The sequence below is a fragment of the Desulfohalobium retbaense DSM 5692 genome, from assembly GCF_000024325.1.
In the GTDB taxonomy this organism is placed as follows: Bacteria; Desulfobacterota; Desulfovibrionia; order Desulfovibrionales; family Desulfohalobiaceae; genus Desulfohalobium; species Desulfohalobium retbaense.
This window is the reverse complement of record NC_013223.1, coordinates 2433695-2448602: the sequence shown is the minus strand read 5'-3', so window position 1 is coordinate 2448602 and position 14908 is coordinate 2433695. Positions and strand designations below refer to the sequence as shown.

Genomic DNA, 14908 nt, shown 5'->3' with positions numbered 1-14908 from the left:
TCCTATGCGTTTGCTCCGCGTCCAGTGTTCGAGGCGCACCCAAGTGTGTCAGAAGCGCTTGTCGGATAACAGCGCCGCCTATTGTCGCCGGTGCGGAGGCAGAAGGTGTTTTCATACAGGATTTTCACGACAAATCCAGGAGTATACAAGCCTCCTCCTCTAGCTGCGACTTTGGCTTTTTGTCAATACGGATCTGTCCCTTGTCCCTCTGTGAGGAGTGTTTCCAGGGTCTGAACAAAACCGTCCAGATCAGCACGATCCGTGGTCAGAGGGGGCAGAAGTCGCAAGGTCGAGCCCTGGGTCAGATTGCAGACATATCCCTTGGCCAGCAGCGCTTCCCAAATGGGCTTGCCGGGGAAAGCGAGTTCGATTCCGAGCATCAATCCCAGTCCCCGGACTTCTTTGATCTGCTCGGGCAGGGCGTTTTGGAGTTCCAGGAGTTGATCTTTCAGTCGTGCCCCTTCGTGGGCGCTGCGTTCCACCAATTTGTCGCGCTGGAGGATCTCCAGGACCTTGGTGGCTACGGCCGAGACAAGAGCGCCTCCTCCAAAGGTGGTGGCGTGGGCGCCAGCATCAAAGGCCCGCGCTGCTTCCTGACTGCAGAGCATGGCGCCCATCGGCAGCCCGTTGGCCAAGGCTTTGGCACAGGTCAGGACATCAGGGGTGAGGTCGAAATGCTGGTGGGCCCACATCCGGCCGGTGCGGCCGAGGCCGGTCTGGACCTCGTCGACCATGAACAGGATGCTTTTGCGCCGGCAAAGTTCCTGAACGCTTTGGAGATATCCGGCGGGAAGCGGTTGTACTCCGCCTTCGCCCTGAACGATTTCTAGCAAGACCCCTGCCGTCTGCTCCGTGACCGCTGCCTCCAGGGCGGCGAGGTCATTGGGGGGGACGCTACGAAACCCTTCGGGCAAAGGGGCAAACCCCTCTTTGATCTTGTCTTGGCCGGTGGCGGTCAAGGTGGCCAGCGTCCGGCCGTGGAAGGAGCCGGTCAGGGTAATGACCTCATGGGCCTGTGAGTGCCGGACTTTTTGCATATACCGGCGAGCGAGCTTGATGGCTGCCTCATTGGCTTCAGCCCCCGAATTGGCGAAAAAGGCCCTATCCAGGCTGCAGGTGGCGGTCAATTTTTCGGCCAGCTCGAGCTGCTCGTGCTGGTAAAAGAGATTACTGACATGCACCAGTCGACCGGCCTGTTCGCTCAGCGTCCGGGTCAGTTCAGGGGGGCAATGGCCGAGGTTGCAGACCGAGATGCCGGCCAAGAGATCGATATATTCCTGCCCGTCGGGAGTGTGCAGTCGAGAGCCTGCGGCGGACGAGATGGCAATCGGGTAGCGGCTATAGGTCGTGCACAGCACCTGGGCCTCCTTGTCTTGAAAGGCTTGGAGGGCGGTTTTCATAGCGAGTTCCTTTAGGCGGTTCAGAGCACAGAATGGTTTACAGACGGATGGCGGCCTCCACTGTGCAGAGGGCTGTACCGTGGTTGGACAATGGGGGCCTACCGGACCGGAAATACGGTTCCAGGCCCGGTGTTTTTAGCCCAGCTCGAAGTGTGATGCAAATAGGGCGCGCCGCACTCTCGTCGCTTGTGCCAGTAGGAAGAAGTTCCCCAGAGCGCCCGGGGATTTTCGTGAGAAGAAGAGGGATGCTCTCAGAAAGGCGGGTGAGACGAGATTGCCAATCCGGGCTGGACTATGGCGGCAAAAGGCATCCAGAAAGCCATATGCCGTTTGAGGAGTGTGGTGTGTTTTTTTGGGGTGGATTCGAGATCAGCGTTTCTGATCAACGGCCGCAAAGCAGGGAATACAATAGGTTTGGCCGCCACAGCGCCGGGTCCGGCTTTCCATGGCGGCCTCACCGCAGGCAGCGCAGGTGAGACTTTCCTGGATTTGCGGGCCGCGCGGCATTGGGCTTGGAGGGGATTGGAATTCGAAAAGGTCGTTTAGGGAGAGCGTCATGAAACGGTCTTGCAATTTTTGGCGCAAGTGGGATTCCTGGGCCTGTTGGTCGGGCGTGAGGGGCGTTGTTTGCTTTTGCCGTTGGAGGGCATCGAGCTTGAGCCCGATTTCTCCCCGGGCGTCGCGGCGCAGCAGGACCCGGATCCCGTCAGTGCTGGGGCGGTGGAAAAAGGAGAAGGCCATTTTCCCGTAATCACGGTGGATGAGATTGCCTTTGCCCAGGGTGCAGCCGGTTAAAAATTGGATGGCGTCCACACCACACATGTCCGTTTCGACCACAGCGACCAAATCCGTGTCCGCGGCTTCGGGAAACCGGCGCAAGGCGGACTCCGCCGCCCGGATGCCGATGGCCACGCCAGGGCACCAATGGCCGTGGAAAGCGATTGTCGCCTCTATTCGAGCGCTATCAATAGTGCAGGGCATGGACTCTCCAATAGGGATCGGGTTTTGAACAACTGCGGCGCCCGGGACCAGGTCCCAATATCATTGTCTGGCCGGGACCACAGTGGGGCTGCCGTTAAGGCAATGGATCTCCACGGGAATATCGTAGACCTTTTCCAGCAACCCTGCGGTGATCTCCTGGGGGGCGCGCAAGGCAAGGCATTGCCCCTGTTTGAGAAACAGGATGCGGTCGGCATGGCGCAGGGCGGCGTTGATATCGTGCAGGCTCATGACTGCGGCGATGCGGTGTTCATCCACGACTCGGCGCACCAGGCGCAGGAGTTCGATTTGATTTTTGAGGTCCAGGGCGCTGATGGGTTCATCAAGGAGCAAGAGGTGGGGTTCCTGGACCAGGGCCCTGGCCAGGGCAACTTTCTGCAGCTCTCCGCCGCTGAGCTGATCAAGGCTGCGCAAGCGCAAAGAGGCGAGCCCCAGACGTTTCAGGGCAGCGTCCACGATACAGGTATCTTGGTGGCTGACCCGCCAGCGGATGTGCGGTTTGCGCCCCATCAAGACAGCGTCGAACACGGACAACGGGGTCGTTTCGGTGTGCTGGGAGACATATCCCACTTGGCGGGCCACAGCTTGGGCGGACAGGGAGGCCAGGGATGTGTCGTCCAGCAAAATGGTCCCGGCATTGGGGTGGTGGATGCCGTTGAGGCATTTGAGAAGGGAGGTCTTGCCGGCCCCATTCGGGCCCAGCAGGGCGACCAATTCGCCGCTGGCGCAGGAGAAGTCGATGTCCGAGACGACATTGGAACCGTTGTAGGCAAAGCTGACATTTTTCACAGCAACGTTCATATCCGTTTCCCCCGGATAATAAGTCCTACAAACACCGGCGCTCCCAAAAAGGCGGTCAGCACGGAAACCGGAAGCACCTGCGGGGAGAGAAGCAGCCGGGCCACGGTGTCCGAGGCCAAAAGAAGCAGCGCCCCGGCGAGCAGACTCGCCGGGAGCAGAAAACGGTGGTCGGCCCCGATGCAGCGCCGGACCATGTGGGGCACCACCAGGCCGACGAAGCCAATGATCCCCAGAAAGGCGATGATCATGGCTGTGACCAATGTGGCCACGACCATGCCTACCAATCGCGTTCGGCCTACCTTGACCCCTAACCCTCTCGCCGTGCTCTCCCCGGCTTCGATGGCATTGTAATTCCAGCTGTTACTGCAAAAATAGAGACTGCCCACAACGGTGACGGCGGTAAGTCCGCCGAGTTCTCCCCACGTCGCCCGGGCCGTGTCCCCGAAGGTCCAAAAGACCATGGCTGCGAGTTCCATGTCGTCGGCAAAGAATTGGAGAAACATGGTCCCGGCGGTAAACAGAGCGCCCAGGGCCACCCCGGTCAAGACCATGGTTTCCGGGGTGGAGCCCCGCAGGCGGGAGACAAGCAAAATGACGCCAGCTGCGGCCAGGCTCGCCACAAAAGCCGCCACAGTGATCCAGGTGGATCCGGCCATGCCCAGTCCGGCAATTTCGGTGTTTTGCATGCCGGTGGCCCCCAGCAGCATCACCGCCAGGGCAGCTCCAAAAGCGGCGGCGTGGGAAATTCCCAAGGTAAAAGGCGATCCCAGGGGGTTGCGCAGGATGGCTTGCATGGCCGCTCCGGCTATGGAGAGCCCGGCCCCAGCCACGCAAGCGGTCAGCACCAGAGGAAGACGGATGTTCCAGATGATGAGTTCCTGCCTCGGCTGGGTCGAAAATCCAACAAGGGTGCGAAGGACTTCGGAAAAGGGGATAGAGGCTGCGCCTTGCCCAAGGGCGGTAATAATCCCCAGGCCCAGAAGAGTTGTGACAGCAACCAAAAAAAGGATTTTCCGTCTGATATAGTGCCGGTAGTCAGCCGGGACCGTGCCGTCGGCAAAATGCATCTCAGCGACACTCCAGCCTGGTGAAGGCCAATTGATCGAATCCCTGGTTGAGTTCGTCGAAAACCGGTGCGCCAACCAAAAAGGTGTAGATCCGGTCGGCCTGGGCGGCGGGGTTAATATCCTTGAAGCGCTGCGGGTAGAGGGTTTTGCCGATAAAGTAGGCGTTGGCCAGCACAGACCCGAAATTCTTCGTATACCAATTATAGGGCAACAGGCCGTAAACCTTATTGTCCTGGGTAGCGGAAAGAAACTGGTAGGCCGGATCGTGACGCAGTTCATGCAGGGCGCCGCCCATGCCGGCGAGTTGTAAGGTGGACAGATCCACAAAACAGGCGGACGGGTCCCACTCGAGCAGTTGCTCTTTGGCGATGTCAGCGTGTTGGCGCTGGTTGCCTTCAATGCCTGCGGTGGCGACGACATTCCGGGCGTTGACGAATTGGAAGGGGGGATAGTCGGGTTCTGTGGACTGGAAGCCGTGGGGGCCTTTGAAAGCCACGCCCCCGACATAGGCGGTGGCTGTTTCGGTGCCGGACAAGGAGGCCGTGCGCTCAGCAAGGGTGCGAATGTGCTTGGAGAAGAAACCGATGACCTCCTCGGCTCGCTGCGGTTTGCCGAGGACGCGGCCCATGATTTTCAGGGAGGAAAAAAGAGTTGCCCGGTGGGGGCCGAGATCGCCGTAGTGCAGGATGACGACCGGGATTCCGGTTTTTGCCTGGAGTTCTTCGGGATCAAAACCCATATGGGGATAGGTCTTGAATATCACCTGGGGCCCGGGATCCAGGGTCAAAAGGCGTTCGGGATTGTCCTGACCGCGAAAACTCCCGAAAACAGGCATGGTCTGAAATTGGGGGTTGGCCAAGGCATACGGTCTAGCATCGAGACCGCGTTCTTTGGTCTCAGCATCGTCCACAGCGACCACCCGGTCCTGGGCCTGCAAATAGGTCAGCAGCCGAAGGCAGCCGGGCCCGGAGCAGACAACACGCTCCACGTTTTCTGGCAGGGTTACCTGCCGACCGGCGGCGTCAGTCACCGTCTTGGCGGCTTGAGCCGGGACAGTGAGCAGAACAAGACAACCAAAAACCACACACCAGAAAGCCCATTGCAAACAGCGCACGTTGTCCTCGCATTTTGGTATGAAATTCAAAAAAAGCCACACGAAATGCATATGAAAAATGAATTTATGTGCACGACTCTCCTAGCGTGCGCTCAAAGAGGCGTCAAGGGATCTCGCGAAGCGAGGTGGATAACAGCAATCAGGTATCGCGGGGCTGTCCGCACAACGTTACGAAAGATCTGGCTGTCAAATCCGGAAGGCGGCAAAGTGGCAGCGGAACAGGGTAGGCACAGGATGGGAAATGGGGAGACTCAAGTCCGCTCAAGAGACGGGCGCTGCATCCATGAGGCGGAGTTTGAGGAACGATTTGCGAGGGGGAGGGGTCGGGGTATAAAAAAAAGAGGCCAGGTGCATTCCCTGGCCTCTTGGATTTTTCATGGTAGCGGGGGCCGGATTTGAACCGACGACCTTCGGGTTATGAGCCCGACGAGCTACCATACTGCTCCACCCCGCGTCGCGAAGAATGGACTTATAGGTATATTTACAACCCATGTCAAATCATTTATTCACTCCGGGCTATGTGCGCACGCGACCTCGTTTCCCTCGTCATTCCCGTCTTCAATGAGCGGGAAAATCTGGACCACCTGTTCGGAGAGATCCAGGCGGTTTGTACGGCCATGCCCTACGACTGGGAAGTCCTTTTTGTCGATGACGGCAGCGAGGACGGCAGTCTTGAGGTCATCAAGCGGCTGCATCAAGCCCATTGTGAAGTGCGCTACGTCTCTTTTGCCGCGAATTGCGGTCAGTCCGCAGCCTTTATGGCCGGATTCCAGCGGGCCCGCGGCACCACTGTGATCACCCTGGACGCGGATCTTCAAAACGATCCTCAGGATATCCCGCACCTTTTGCAGACCCTGGACAGTCACGGGCTGGATATGGTGATCGGTTGGCGGGCCGAACGCCAGGATTCCTGGATCAAACTGGTGGCCTCCAGGATTGCGAACCGAATCCGGAACGCCCTCAGCCGGGAGACGGTCAGGGATACCGGGTGCTCGTTGAAGGTCATGCGCACCCATTTGGCAAAGCGGCTGCCCCTGTTCGACGGCATGCACCGTTTCATGCCCACCCTGCTCAAACTCGAAGGGGCCCGAGTCGGAGAGATCCAGGTCAACCACCGGCCACGCCGTTTCGGTTTCTCGAAGTATGGTATTTGGGACCGGGCCTGGCGGGGGCTGCGCGACCTTCTGGCTGTGCGCTGGATGCAGGATCGCCACGTTCGCTATGCGGTGAAAGACGAAAGCGAAAAGGATCATGCCCTCGACGAGTGAGTGGTGGCTTTTGGTGCTCGGTATCTGCGGGCAGTCCGTTTTGTTCGGCGTCCTTTTCCGGAATTGGGTGCGCCGGGATTCCACAGCCGGCGTTGCTGTGGCCCCGGGATGGTGGGGCTTAGCGTGCGGGGCGGCGTTTTTGGTTCTGATCGCCGCCTGGCTGCGACGGGATGTCGTGCTGTTCGCCGGTCAGAGCGCAGCGCTTTTCCTCTATGCCCGGGAGGTCGTCTGGTTGCGGCGCCGGGACAAAATGTGAGCGCAGGTCCAGGCGAGTTGGAGCAACACCAGTGCTGCTGCGGCGCCGAAAAGCCATCCGGCCAGGACATCGGTCGGGTAATGTTTTCCGAGATAGATCCGGGAATAACCGACAAACAAGGGCAACCCCAGGATCCAGGGCCGTCCCGCAGGCCAGAGCCACATCAGCGTCACCGCCAGGGCCATGCTGTTGGCCGCATGGGCCGAGGGGTAGGACACGCCGTGGGATTTGGTCGCTTCAGTGTGCTCGGTACGCTGCCAGCGGCCGTCTTCGTAATAGTGGACCGCATGCAATGCGTTCATCGGCCGGACTCGGCCGAAAAAATCCTTGAACTGGTTGACGGACCCGTCCACCACCCCCACAGTTAGCAGGGCCAGGAAAACCAACGCCAGGGCCCGGCCGCGTGAGCGGCGCCAGACATACGCGACGATAGCCACCGCCAGCACCGCCCCGACCGCCTCGCTGGAGACAGCGCGCATCACAGGATCGACAAAGGGGTGGCGTAGCGTGGCATTGATCAGACGGAAGAGTTCGAGATCAATCGGGGGGGTGCTGAAAGACATAAACGCTCCCTGCCAAGTGGCGGTTTGCTGGAAAAGGGCAAAGCCATCCAGGAAACCAGGATTTTTTATCTCCTAAGCCAGGGGATCGATTGAGGTCAAGCGCCCGAGGGCGTGCCTTGACGCGTGATACGCAACAGGATACAGAAGAAGTTTACATTTTTTTGGAGGAGAATCGCCATGAAACGGACATATCAACCCAGTACTACGAAGAGAAAACGTACCCACGGCTTTCTGGTCCGTTCCCGGACCAAGAACGGGCGTGCTGTTTTGCGCCGCAGACGTGCAAAAGGGCGGAAGAGATTAAGCGTTTAACTTTTCCTCCGGAACGTCGGTTGCGAAAGCGGCCCCAATATCTGGCGTGTTACCAGAGGGGCCGCCGTTATTTTTTAAAGCGGTTTATCGTGTATGTACTGCCGCGCGGGAAGGACGGCGCCGGATGCCGTTTGGGGACGGCGGTCAGTAAGAAAACCGGTAATGCGGTCGAGCGGAATCGGGTCAAGCGGCTGTTGCGGGAGTTTTTTCGTCTGCATCACCAGTCGTGGTGCCTGGATTGCGATATTGTCGTGGTCGCGAAGCGCAGCATCGTCCCCGGGGAACTGACCTTGCAGCTGGTGACCGACGAGCTGACTCCCCTGATCAAGCGTCTGGAGCGTGAGGACACGCCGGCAAGATCTACCCCATGCGAAACGTAATTGTGTTCCTGGTCCGTGCATACCAGGTCTGTGTGTCCCCTCTTTTCCCTCCCCGTTGCCGTTTTTTCCCGACATGCTCCGAGTATACGATCCAAGCGGTCCAGGAGCACGGGTTCTGGCGGGGAGGGTATCTGGCCGTGCGTCGTATCAGCCGCTGTCACCCGTTTCATTGCGGCGGTGTGGACCCCGTGCCACCCAAAAAATCCCTAAGTCCCGACAGTAAGTGATTGAGGCAAAAATGGACGACAATACCAAGCGCGTCATCGTGGCCGTAGTTTTGAGTTTCATAGTCATCGTTGGCTGGAATTTTCTTTTCCCTCCCCAACAGCCCCCCACCCAATCGAATCAAGCAGCGAACCAAACCCAGCAAGAGACGCCCACTGTCGCTGAGGACTCCAGTTCCCAAGTCCCGGGAGCGAGTCAGACGGGCGACGGTGTCGTGGCTGGCCGGGCGCAACAAAGCCTGAGCGGGTCGACCTATTCGCCGGAGGGATCCGGCAAACGGGTGACGGTGGAAACCCCCCTGTATAAGGCGACGATCAATGCCGCCGGCGGTGTCCTCGAACATCTGGTACTCAAACAGTACCAGGAGGCCATCAACCCCGGTGCGAAAAATGTGGATCTCATCACCAGGGGCACAGTGCAAAAAGCGCCCATGGGCTTGATCTGGCAGCAACGTCCGACCTGGAGCGAGGCCGATTGGGAGTTGCAAGGAAATGATCTTCAGCTCGGCCAAGGGGAAAGCGGCTCTTTGACCCTGGTGGGAACCATTGACGGTGTTCGTCTCGAACGGACCCTGCATTTCTCGGCCGAGACCTATCTGATCGACGAGACGCTCAATGTCGCCAATGCCCGGGACCATTCCCTCACTGGAACGGTGTCCTTTACCATGGCCAGTGAGCAGCTTGCCGAAGAGAGCCGCTACAACCGCACCGAGCTTATTTATTTCAATGGCGGACTGAACAAGGAAAGTGACACCGACGAACTCCAGATCGGTATCCATCCCGCCGAAACAGTCTCCTGGGGCGGTATTGCCAGTAACTATTTTTTGCTCGCCGCCGTACCGACGTCTGGCAATATGGACCTGCGCGGGAAATACGAAGACGAGATCTATCGTGTGGCTTTGGGCAGCCAGGTTGCCGTAGCGCCTGAGCAGAGCGCGGAGCTGTCCTGCAGTTACTATGTCGGGCCTAAGGAAAGCGAGCAGTTGGCCCAGGCCCCCCAGAATCTTTTGGCCGCGATCCAGTACGGCTGGTTCGATTTTATCGCCAAGCCGCTTATCAAGGTCTTGAAATTCTTTTATTCCTATGTCGGCAACTACGGTGTGGCCATCATTCTCCTGACGATCCTGATCAAGATTGTTTTCTGGCCTTTGTCTCAGAAAAGTTATAAGTCCATGGAGAAAATGAAGAAGCTGCAGCCGATGATGACGCAGCTCAAGGAAAAGTACGGGGACGACCGACAGAAGCTCAATGAAGAGATGATGCGTCTGTACAAGACCTACAAGGTCAACCCGGCCGGAGGCTGTCTGCCGATGCTGCTGCAGATTCCGGTCTTTATCGCCTTGTACCAGGCCTTGCTCGGAGCCATCGAATTGCGGCATGCGGCCTTCATTACCCATGTGCCCTTTACGGATATTATCTGGCTGGCAGACCTTTCGGCCAAGGATCCCCTGTATGTGACCCCGATTGTTATGGGCGCGACCATGTTTTTGCAGCAGAAGATGACGCCCACGCCAGGGGATTCGACGCAGGCCAAGGTCATGATGTTCATGCCTCTTATCTTCACCTTTATCTTCTTGAGTTTTCCCGCCGGGCTAGTCGTCTACTGGCTGGTGAACAACGTCCTGTCCATCGCCCAGCAGTGGATGCTGACCCGGAAAGCCAGTTGAGGGAAATAGGTACGGAGAACTGCAATGAGCGAAATGAGGGAATTCGAAGGCAAAAGTGTTGACGCAGCCATTGAAGATGCCTGTGCCCATTTTGGTAAAGAACGCGACGCCCTGGAGGTCGAAATCCTTGATGGAGGATCGAGCGGGATATTCGGGCTCGGCAGCCGCAAGGCGCGGGTCCAGGCCAAGCCGAGACAAAATCTCGGGCAATTGGAAGGGCTGATCCGTGATGTCGTGTCCCAGATTCTGACGCCCATCATCGGGGAGACCGAATTGAAGATTGATGTCCAGCAGGACCCGGTCACAGTGGAGATTCAGGATCAGGACAATTCCGGTTTGATTATCGGACGGGATGGGAAGACGATTTCCTCGCTGCAATATCTGGTCAACCGTATTCTGGCCAAACGGTGGCCGGAGCGGGTCCGGGTCCAATTGGATGCTGGTGATTATCGGGAACGGCAGACGGAGAATCTGCGCAAGACAGCCTTGTTTTTGTCCCGGAAAGCCAAGGATTCCGGCCGGGTTCAAAGCACGCGGCCCATGTCCTCGTACCACCGCCGGGTGGTGCATATGGCCTTGCAGAACGAGCAGGACATCAATACCAGGAGCAAGGGCGACGGCCCCATGAAACGGGTGCTGATTATGCCCAAGCGGGACCGGAAGCGTTCCAATGATAACGCCGCCGCCCAACAGTACGAGTCCTGAACGGGCGAAATACCAAGAGTTTCAGATAAAGACAGGGGCATGGCGGCAACGCTGTGCCCCTTTTTACGTGGTGTCTGCGCTCCGGAAGTCTGGTCTTTGTGGCCCCGGGTGGGGAATTGTTCCCCTGGCCTGGAAAAAGAGCGTAGGGAGCCTCTCGGGCTTGTGCCTATGTGTTCCCAGGCGGGAGCGTTGGCCGGGGCAGAGATTCATGTGGCGCTCAAGGCAGCTTCCAGGCCGTGGTCCCAATCCCCCACCCGGGTCCGTGGCAGTTGCTTGGGGTTGCGGCCAGATCCAGAGAACACACGCGGGCGGCATCCAGTCCAAGACAGAGGTCCATTTAAGGAGTGCGCTAATGGAACAGGGGCAGTCGACAGAGACCATCGGGGCTATCGCCACGCCGCTGGGAAGCGGAGGGGTGGGAATCGTCCGCCTCAGCGGCCCGAAAAGCCTGACCGTCGCCCAGCGGTTATTTCTCTCGGCCAGGCAAACGTTCGAGGCATTCAAGCCCTACCGGCTCCACCACGGCTGGGTGACTGACGTCCACGGTGCTCGTTTGGATGAGGTCCTGGTCAGTTTTATGCCCGGCCCAGGGTCCTACAGCGGGGAGGATATAGTGGAGATCAACTGCCACGGTGGTCCGGCCGTGGTCCAGGCCGTGCTCGAGGCCGTCCTGGAATGCGGCGTCCGTTTGGCGCGGCCGGGGGAATTCACCCTGCGGGCGTATCTCAATGGCCGTCTGGATCTGACCCAGGCCGAGGCGGTGGCGGAAATGATCAATGCCCCGACAGCCAGCAGTCTGCGTTTGGCCGGGAGCAAACTGGCCGGGGGATTGGGACGCTATATCCGCGACCTGCGTCAGCGGTTGGAGAGCCTGCGGGTCCAGATGTGCGTGGCCGTGGATTTTCCGGAAGAGGAGATCGAGTGCTTGGCGCCGGAAGAGCTCCAAGCAGGGTTGGAACAGGTCCTGGTGGATATTGAGGCTATCATGGCCAATTTCGAGCGGGACCGGTATTGGCGCGACGGCGCCCTGGTGGTGCTGGCTGGCCGGGTCAATGCCGGCAAGTCCAGTCTCATGAATGCGATTTTGGGACGGGAGCGGGCCATTGTGACCCCGATCGCCGGCACAACCCGGGATTATCTCGAAGAGCAGGTCAATCTGTCCGGGCTACCCGTGCGCCTTGTGGATACGGCGGGATTGCGCGAGACCGATGATCTGGTCGAGCGGGCGGGCTTGTCGCGGTCACGGGAATTGCTGGAGCAGGCCGATCTGGTCTGTGTTGTGCTGGACAGCAGTCAGGCGTTGACCGCGGACGACCGCGCCCTGCTCCAGGAGGCTCCGAACGAGACGACATTGGTCGTTTTGAATAAACAGGACCTGCCGCCCCACACAGAGACCCAGGAGGCGGTCGCTGCACAAGGGCTGCCGACGGTACCGGCCGTGGCCGTGGAGGCCGACGGTGTCGACGCCTTGATCCGAGCGGTACGCCAACGGCTGGTGGGTGAGCGCCAGGAGCCGGAGCAGGGGGAACTGGTCCCCAATCTCCGCCAATCCCAGGGGCTGGCTCAGGCCCGAGAGGAATTGCGGGCGCTGTATGACGAATGTCGAAACGGGGTGCCGTACGATCTCTTGAGTGTCCGCTTGGAAACCGCTTGCACAATCCTCTCGGAGATCATCGGGGAGATGACCCCCGCGGCCGTCCTGGAACAGGTCTTCGGCGAGTTCTGTATCGGGAAGTAGTTTGGCCCTCTTTTGTAAAAAGTGGCCGCGGGCCCATTTTGACAAAACCGCCTCGCAGATCACTGATCTGCGAGGCGGTTTTGTGTATGGAACCGAGAATCGGTTCCGGGATTTTGCCTCGGTCAGGGCACAGCCGTATCGAAACGGCGAAAGCGGATTGGCCTTGGAACGGAGAGGGACTCAGGATTTTTCTTCCAAGGCCAGGTTGACCTCCAGACGGTCCAGGTTGACGTCGGTCAAGGTCACCCGGACTTCCTGCCCTAAACGGAAGGTCTGCCCGGTGCGTTCGCCGATGATCTGCTGTTTTTCCGGCCAGAAAACGTAGTAGTCGTCGTTGAGGGTCGAGAGCCGGACCATGCCTTCGGCCAGGACCTCGTCGAGTTCGACCCAGAACCCGAAATCGGCCAGGGAGGCGATGACCCCGGTAAAGGTGCGCCCGACGTGGTCGCGCAGGAAGAGGATGGTCAGCCGCTTCAGGATTTCCCGTTCGGCTTCCATGGCCCGACGTTCCTGCTGACTGATGTGGTCGGCAACCTTGGTCAGTCGTTTGATATTCGTCTTGCCCGGATCCTCGCCGGCAAGCGTTCGTTTGAGATAGCGGTGCACGACCAGGTCGGCGTAGCGGCGGATGGGCGAGGTGAAATGGCAGTAGCACTCTGAAGCCAATCCAAAGTGGCCGTCGTTTTTGGGGCTGTAATAGGCCTGCATCATGGTTCGGAGCAGAAGACGGTTGACCAGGAATTCGAGTTTGGTGCCCTCCACCCGGGTCAACAATTCTTGCAAGTCCTTGGGGCTGGTGTCCTGGGGCAGGGATTCCGCCAGATCGGTCTGGGCCAGGAGGCGAAAGAGGGTCTCCAACTTGTCGCTGTCCGGTGGCGGGTGGACCCGGTACATGCAGGGCTCCTCGCGGTCGCGCAGGAATTCGGCGACGGCCTCGTTGGCCGCGATCATGCATTCTTCGATGATCTGGTGCCCGAAATGGCGGACCCGGGGCCGGATGTCCACGGCCTCGTCCTGGAGATTGAAGTGGATTTCCGGTTCCGGGAGATCGAAATTCATGGTCCCGCGGCGCTGGCGCATGGCCAAAAGACTCCGGGCCAGGGCCTCGGCGTTTTCAAGCATGGGCAGGACCGGGGTCAGCGGGTCGCGCGCGGCGGAGTCACGGTCCAGGACGGCCTGCTTGACCTGGGCGTAGGTCAAGCGGAAAGCGCTTTGGAGCACGGCCGGGTAAAACCGCGATCCTGTCCGCTTGCCCTGCCGGGTGAAATCCATTTCCGCGACCATGACCAAGCGGTCGACGTTGGGTCGCAGACTGCAGAGCCCGTTGGAGAGCTTTTCCGGGAGCATGGGTTCCACGGACTGGGGGAAGTAATAGGAATTGCCCCGTTGCTGGGCCTCCTTGTCCAGAGCGCTGCCGGGATGGACGTAGTGGCTGACGTCGGCGATGGCCACATGCAGGGTGTAGCCGCTGTCCGTGGGCGCGACATGGATGGCGTCGTCGAAATCCTTGGCTTTGGCCCCGTCGATGGTCACAAAGGGGAGGTGGCGCAGATCGGCCCGGCGAGCTACTTCCTCGGGGTCGGGTTCGTCCGGGAGCTGTTGCGCATCATGCAAGGCCCGCTCAGGAAAGACGGTGGGCACAGAGTGCGACGCTTTGACCAGATCCTCCTGGACATGGGCCTCCTCTTCGGCGCCCAGATATTCCAGGGCTTCACCGCCCCAAAGGTAGGGTTCGATTTTTTCGCCCGGGGCGACCAGGAGGATGTCTCGGGTCTTGGGGCGCTCCTCGAGTCCGGTGATATCGACCATGAGGCTGAAATTGTGGCGGGTCGAGGTCGGCCGGCCCAGCACGGCCTCGTCGCCCAGCAACCGGGTGACCCGGATCGGCAGTTTCGAACACCCCCGTTCCAGGAGCCGGGCGATGCGGCCCTCGGGGTTCCGCCCCCGTTTGCCGGGCGTCTTGGCGACCATGACCCGGTCGCCGTGCCAGGCGTCCCCGAAATTGTCCGGAGCGACAAAGATATCTTTGAGCCGTTTGTCGTCGGGAATGACGAAGCCGACACCGGAGCGCTGGACCTCAAGACGTCCGGGCGTGAGCGGCATCTTCTCTACCAGCCCATACCCTTTGCCGATCTTGATCAGCTTGCCGCTGTCCACCAGGGAGTCCAGCAGTGAACGGATGATCTTTTTGTCTTTGGCGCCGGGTTTGAGCTGCTCGTAGATCTCCCGGCGTGACAGGGGGCGGCCCTGTTCACGAAAAAGCCGCAACAGGTCTCTGGCCTGGATGCGACCGCTGGTATTCTGCTTTTTTTTCCGCTTGGCCATGAATGCGTCCTGGTGTTTGCGGGCGAGAATGGTGTCTGGCCCGGAATTGGGGAGGAAAATGGAAACGCGAAGCGAAAGGGGATCGCTTC

General features: G+C 59.5%; 15 protein-coding genes and 1 tRNA gene. 8 read left to right on the top strand and 8 right to left on the bottom strand.

What is annotated here, in order from left to right:
- Positions 1-182: 182 nt before the first annotated feature.
- The 6 genes from DRET_RS10750 to DRET_RS10725 all read right to left on the bottom strand — a co-directional run bounded on the left by DRET_RS10750 (position 183) and on the right by DRET_RS10725 (position 5835).
- Positions 183-1400, bottom strand: coding sequence for an aspartate aminotransferase family protein (locus tag DRET_RS10750; protein WP_015752576.1), 1218 nt, complete (start codon positions 1398-1400; stop codon positions 183-185).
- 369 nt (positions 1401-1769) lie between these two features.
- Positions 1770-2381, bottom strand: coding sequence for an FmdE family protein (locus tag DRET_RS10745; RefSeq protein WP_015752575.1), 612 nt, complete (start codon positions 2379-2381; stop codon positions 1770-1772).
- 60 nt (positions 2382-2441) lie between these two features.
- The gene (locus DRET_RS10740; protein WP_015752574.1) at positions 2442-3200 is read right to left on the bottom strand and encodes an ABC transporter ATP-binding protein; all 759 of its coding nucleotides are present in this window, start codon (positions 3198-3200) and stop codon (positions 2442-2444) included.
- Positions 3197-4267 (bottom strand): FecCD family ABC transporter permease, encoded by a 1071-nt coding sequence (locus DRET_RS10735; RefSeq protein WP_015752573.1) that lies wholly within the window; start codon positions 4265-4267, stop codon positions 3197-3199. The genes DRET_RS10740 and DRET_RS10735 overlap by 4 nt, the downstream gene beginning before the upstream one ends.
- Position 4268: 1 nt before the next feature.
- The gene (locus tag DRET_RS10730; protein WP_244147911.1) at positions 4269-5381 is read right to left on the bottom strand and encodes an iron ABC transporter substrate-binding protein; all 1113 of its coding nucleotides are present in this window, start codon (positions 5379-5381) and stop codon (positions 4269-4271) included.
- 377 nt (positions 5382-5758) lie between these two features.
- Positions 5759-5835: transfer RNA gene (locus DRET_RS10725), tRNA-Met, on the bottom strand.
- 64 nt (positions 5836-5899) lie between these two features.
- On the opposite strand from DRET_RS10725, the gene DRET_RS10720 reads away from it, so the two are divergent.
- On the top strand, positions 5900-6649 hold the full coding sequence (locus DRET_RS10720; RefSeq protein WP_015752570.1) for a glycosyltransferase family 2 protein: 750 nt from the start codon (positions 5900-5902) through the stop codon (positions 6647-6649).
- The gene (locus DRET_RS13485; RefSeq protein ID WP_015752569.1) at positions 6633-6905 is read left to right on the top strand and encodes a lipid-A-disaccharide synthase N-terminal domain-containing protein; all 273 of its coding nucleotides are present in this window, start codon (positions 6633-6635) and stop codon (positions 6903-6905) included. The genes DRET_RS10720 and DRET_RS13485 overlap by 17 nt, the downstream gene beginning before the upstream one ends.
- Here the strand turns inward: DRET_RS13485 and DRET_RS10715 are convergent.
- On the bottom strand, positions 6860-7468 hold the full coding sequence (locus tag DRET_RS10715) for a phosphatase PAP2 family protein (RefSeq protein ID WP_015752568.1): 609 nt from the start codon (positions 7466-7468) through the stop codon (positions 6860-6862). The genes DRET_RS13485 and DRET_RS10715 overlap by 46 nt on opposite strands.
- 177 nt (positions 7469-7645) lie before the next feature.
- On the opposite strand from DRET_RS10715, the gene rpmH reads away from it, so the two are divergent.
- From rpmH to mnmE, 6 genes are all read left to right on the top strand, one after another.
- Positions 7646-7780 (top strand): 50S ribosomal protein L34, encoded by a 135-nt coding sequence (gene rpmH / locus DRET_RS13480; protein WP_015752567.1) that lies wholly within the window; start codon positions 7646-7648, stop codon positions 7778-7780.
- Entirely contained in the window at positions 7768-8160 is a 393-nt protein-coding gene (rnpA, locus tag DRET_RS10710; RefSeq protein WP_015752566.1) for a ribonuclease P protein component, read from the top strand. Before rpmH ends, rnpA begins: the two co-directional genes overlap by 13 nt.
- Entirely contained in the window at positions 8148-8387 is a 240-nt protein-coding gene (yidD, locus tag DRET_RS13475; RefSeq protein WP_015752565.1) for a membrane protein insertion efficiency factor YidD, read from the top strand. Before rnpA ends, yidD begins: the two co-directional genes overlap by 13 nt.
- Positions 8388-8398: 11 nt before the next feature.
- The gene (gene yidC, locus DRET_RS10705) at positions 8399-10051 is read left to right on the top strand and encodes a membrane protein insertase YidC (protein ID WP_015752564.1); all 1653 of its coding nucleotides are present in this window, start codon (positions 8399-8401) and stop codon (positions 10049-10051) included.
- 24 nt (positions 10052-10075) lie between these two features.
- Complete coding sequence (gene jag, locus DRET_RS10700; protein ID WP_015752563.1) at positions 10076-10756, top strand: RNA-binding cell elongation regulator Jag/EloR; 681 nt, start codon at positions 10076-10078, stop codon at positions 10754-10756.
- A gap of 352 nt (positions 10757-11108) precedes the next feature.
- Positions 11109-12494 (top strand): tRNA uridine-5-carboxymethylaminomethyl(34) synthesis GTPase MnmE, encoded by a 1386-nt coding sequence (gene mnmE, locus DRET_RS10695; RefSeq protein WP_015752562.1) that lies wholly within the window; start codon positions 11109-11111, stop codon positions 12492-12494.
- 180 nt (positions 12495-12674) lie between these two features.
- Here mnmE and rnr read toward each other — a convergent pair whose 3' ends face one another.
- A complete protein-coding gene (gene rnr / locus DRET_RS10690) occupies positions 12675-14819 on the bottom strand; it encodes a ribonuclease R (RefSeq protein ID WP_015752561.1) in 2145 nt (714 codons plus the stop codon).
- Positions 14820-14908: the final 89 nt, after the last annotated feature.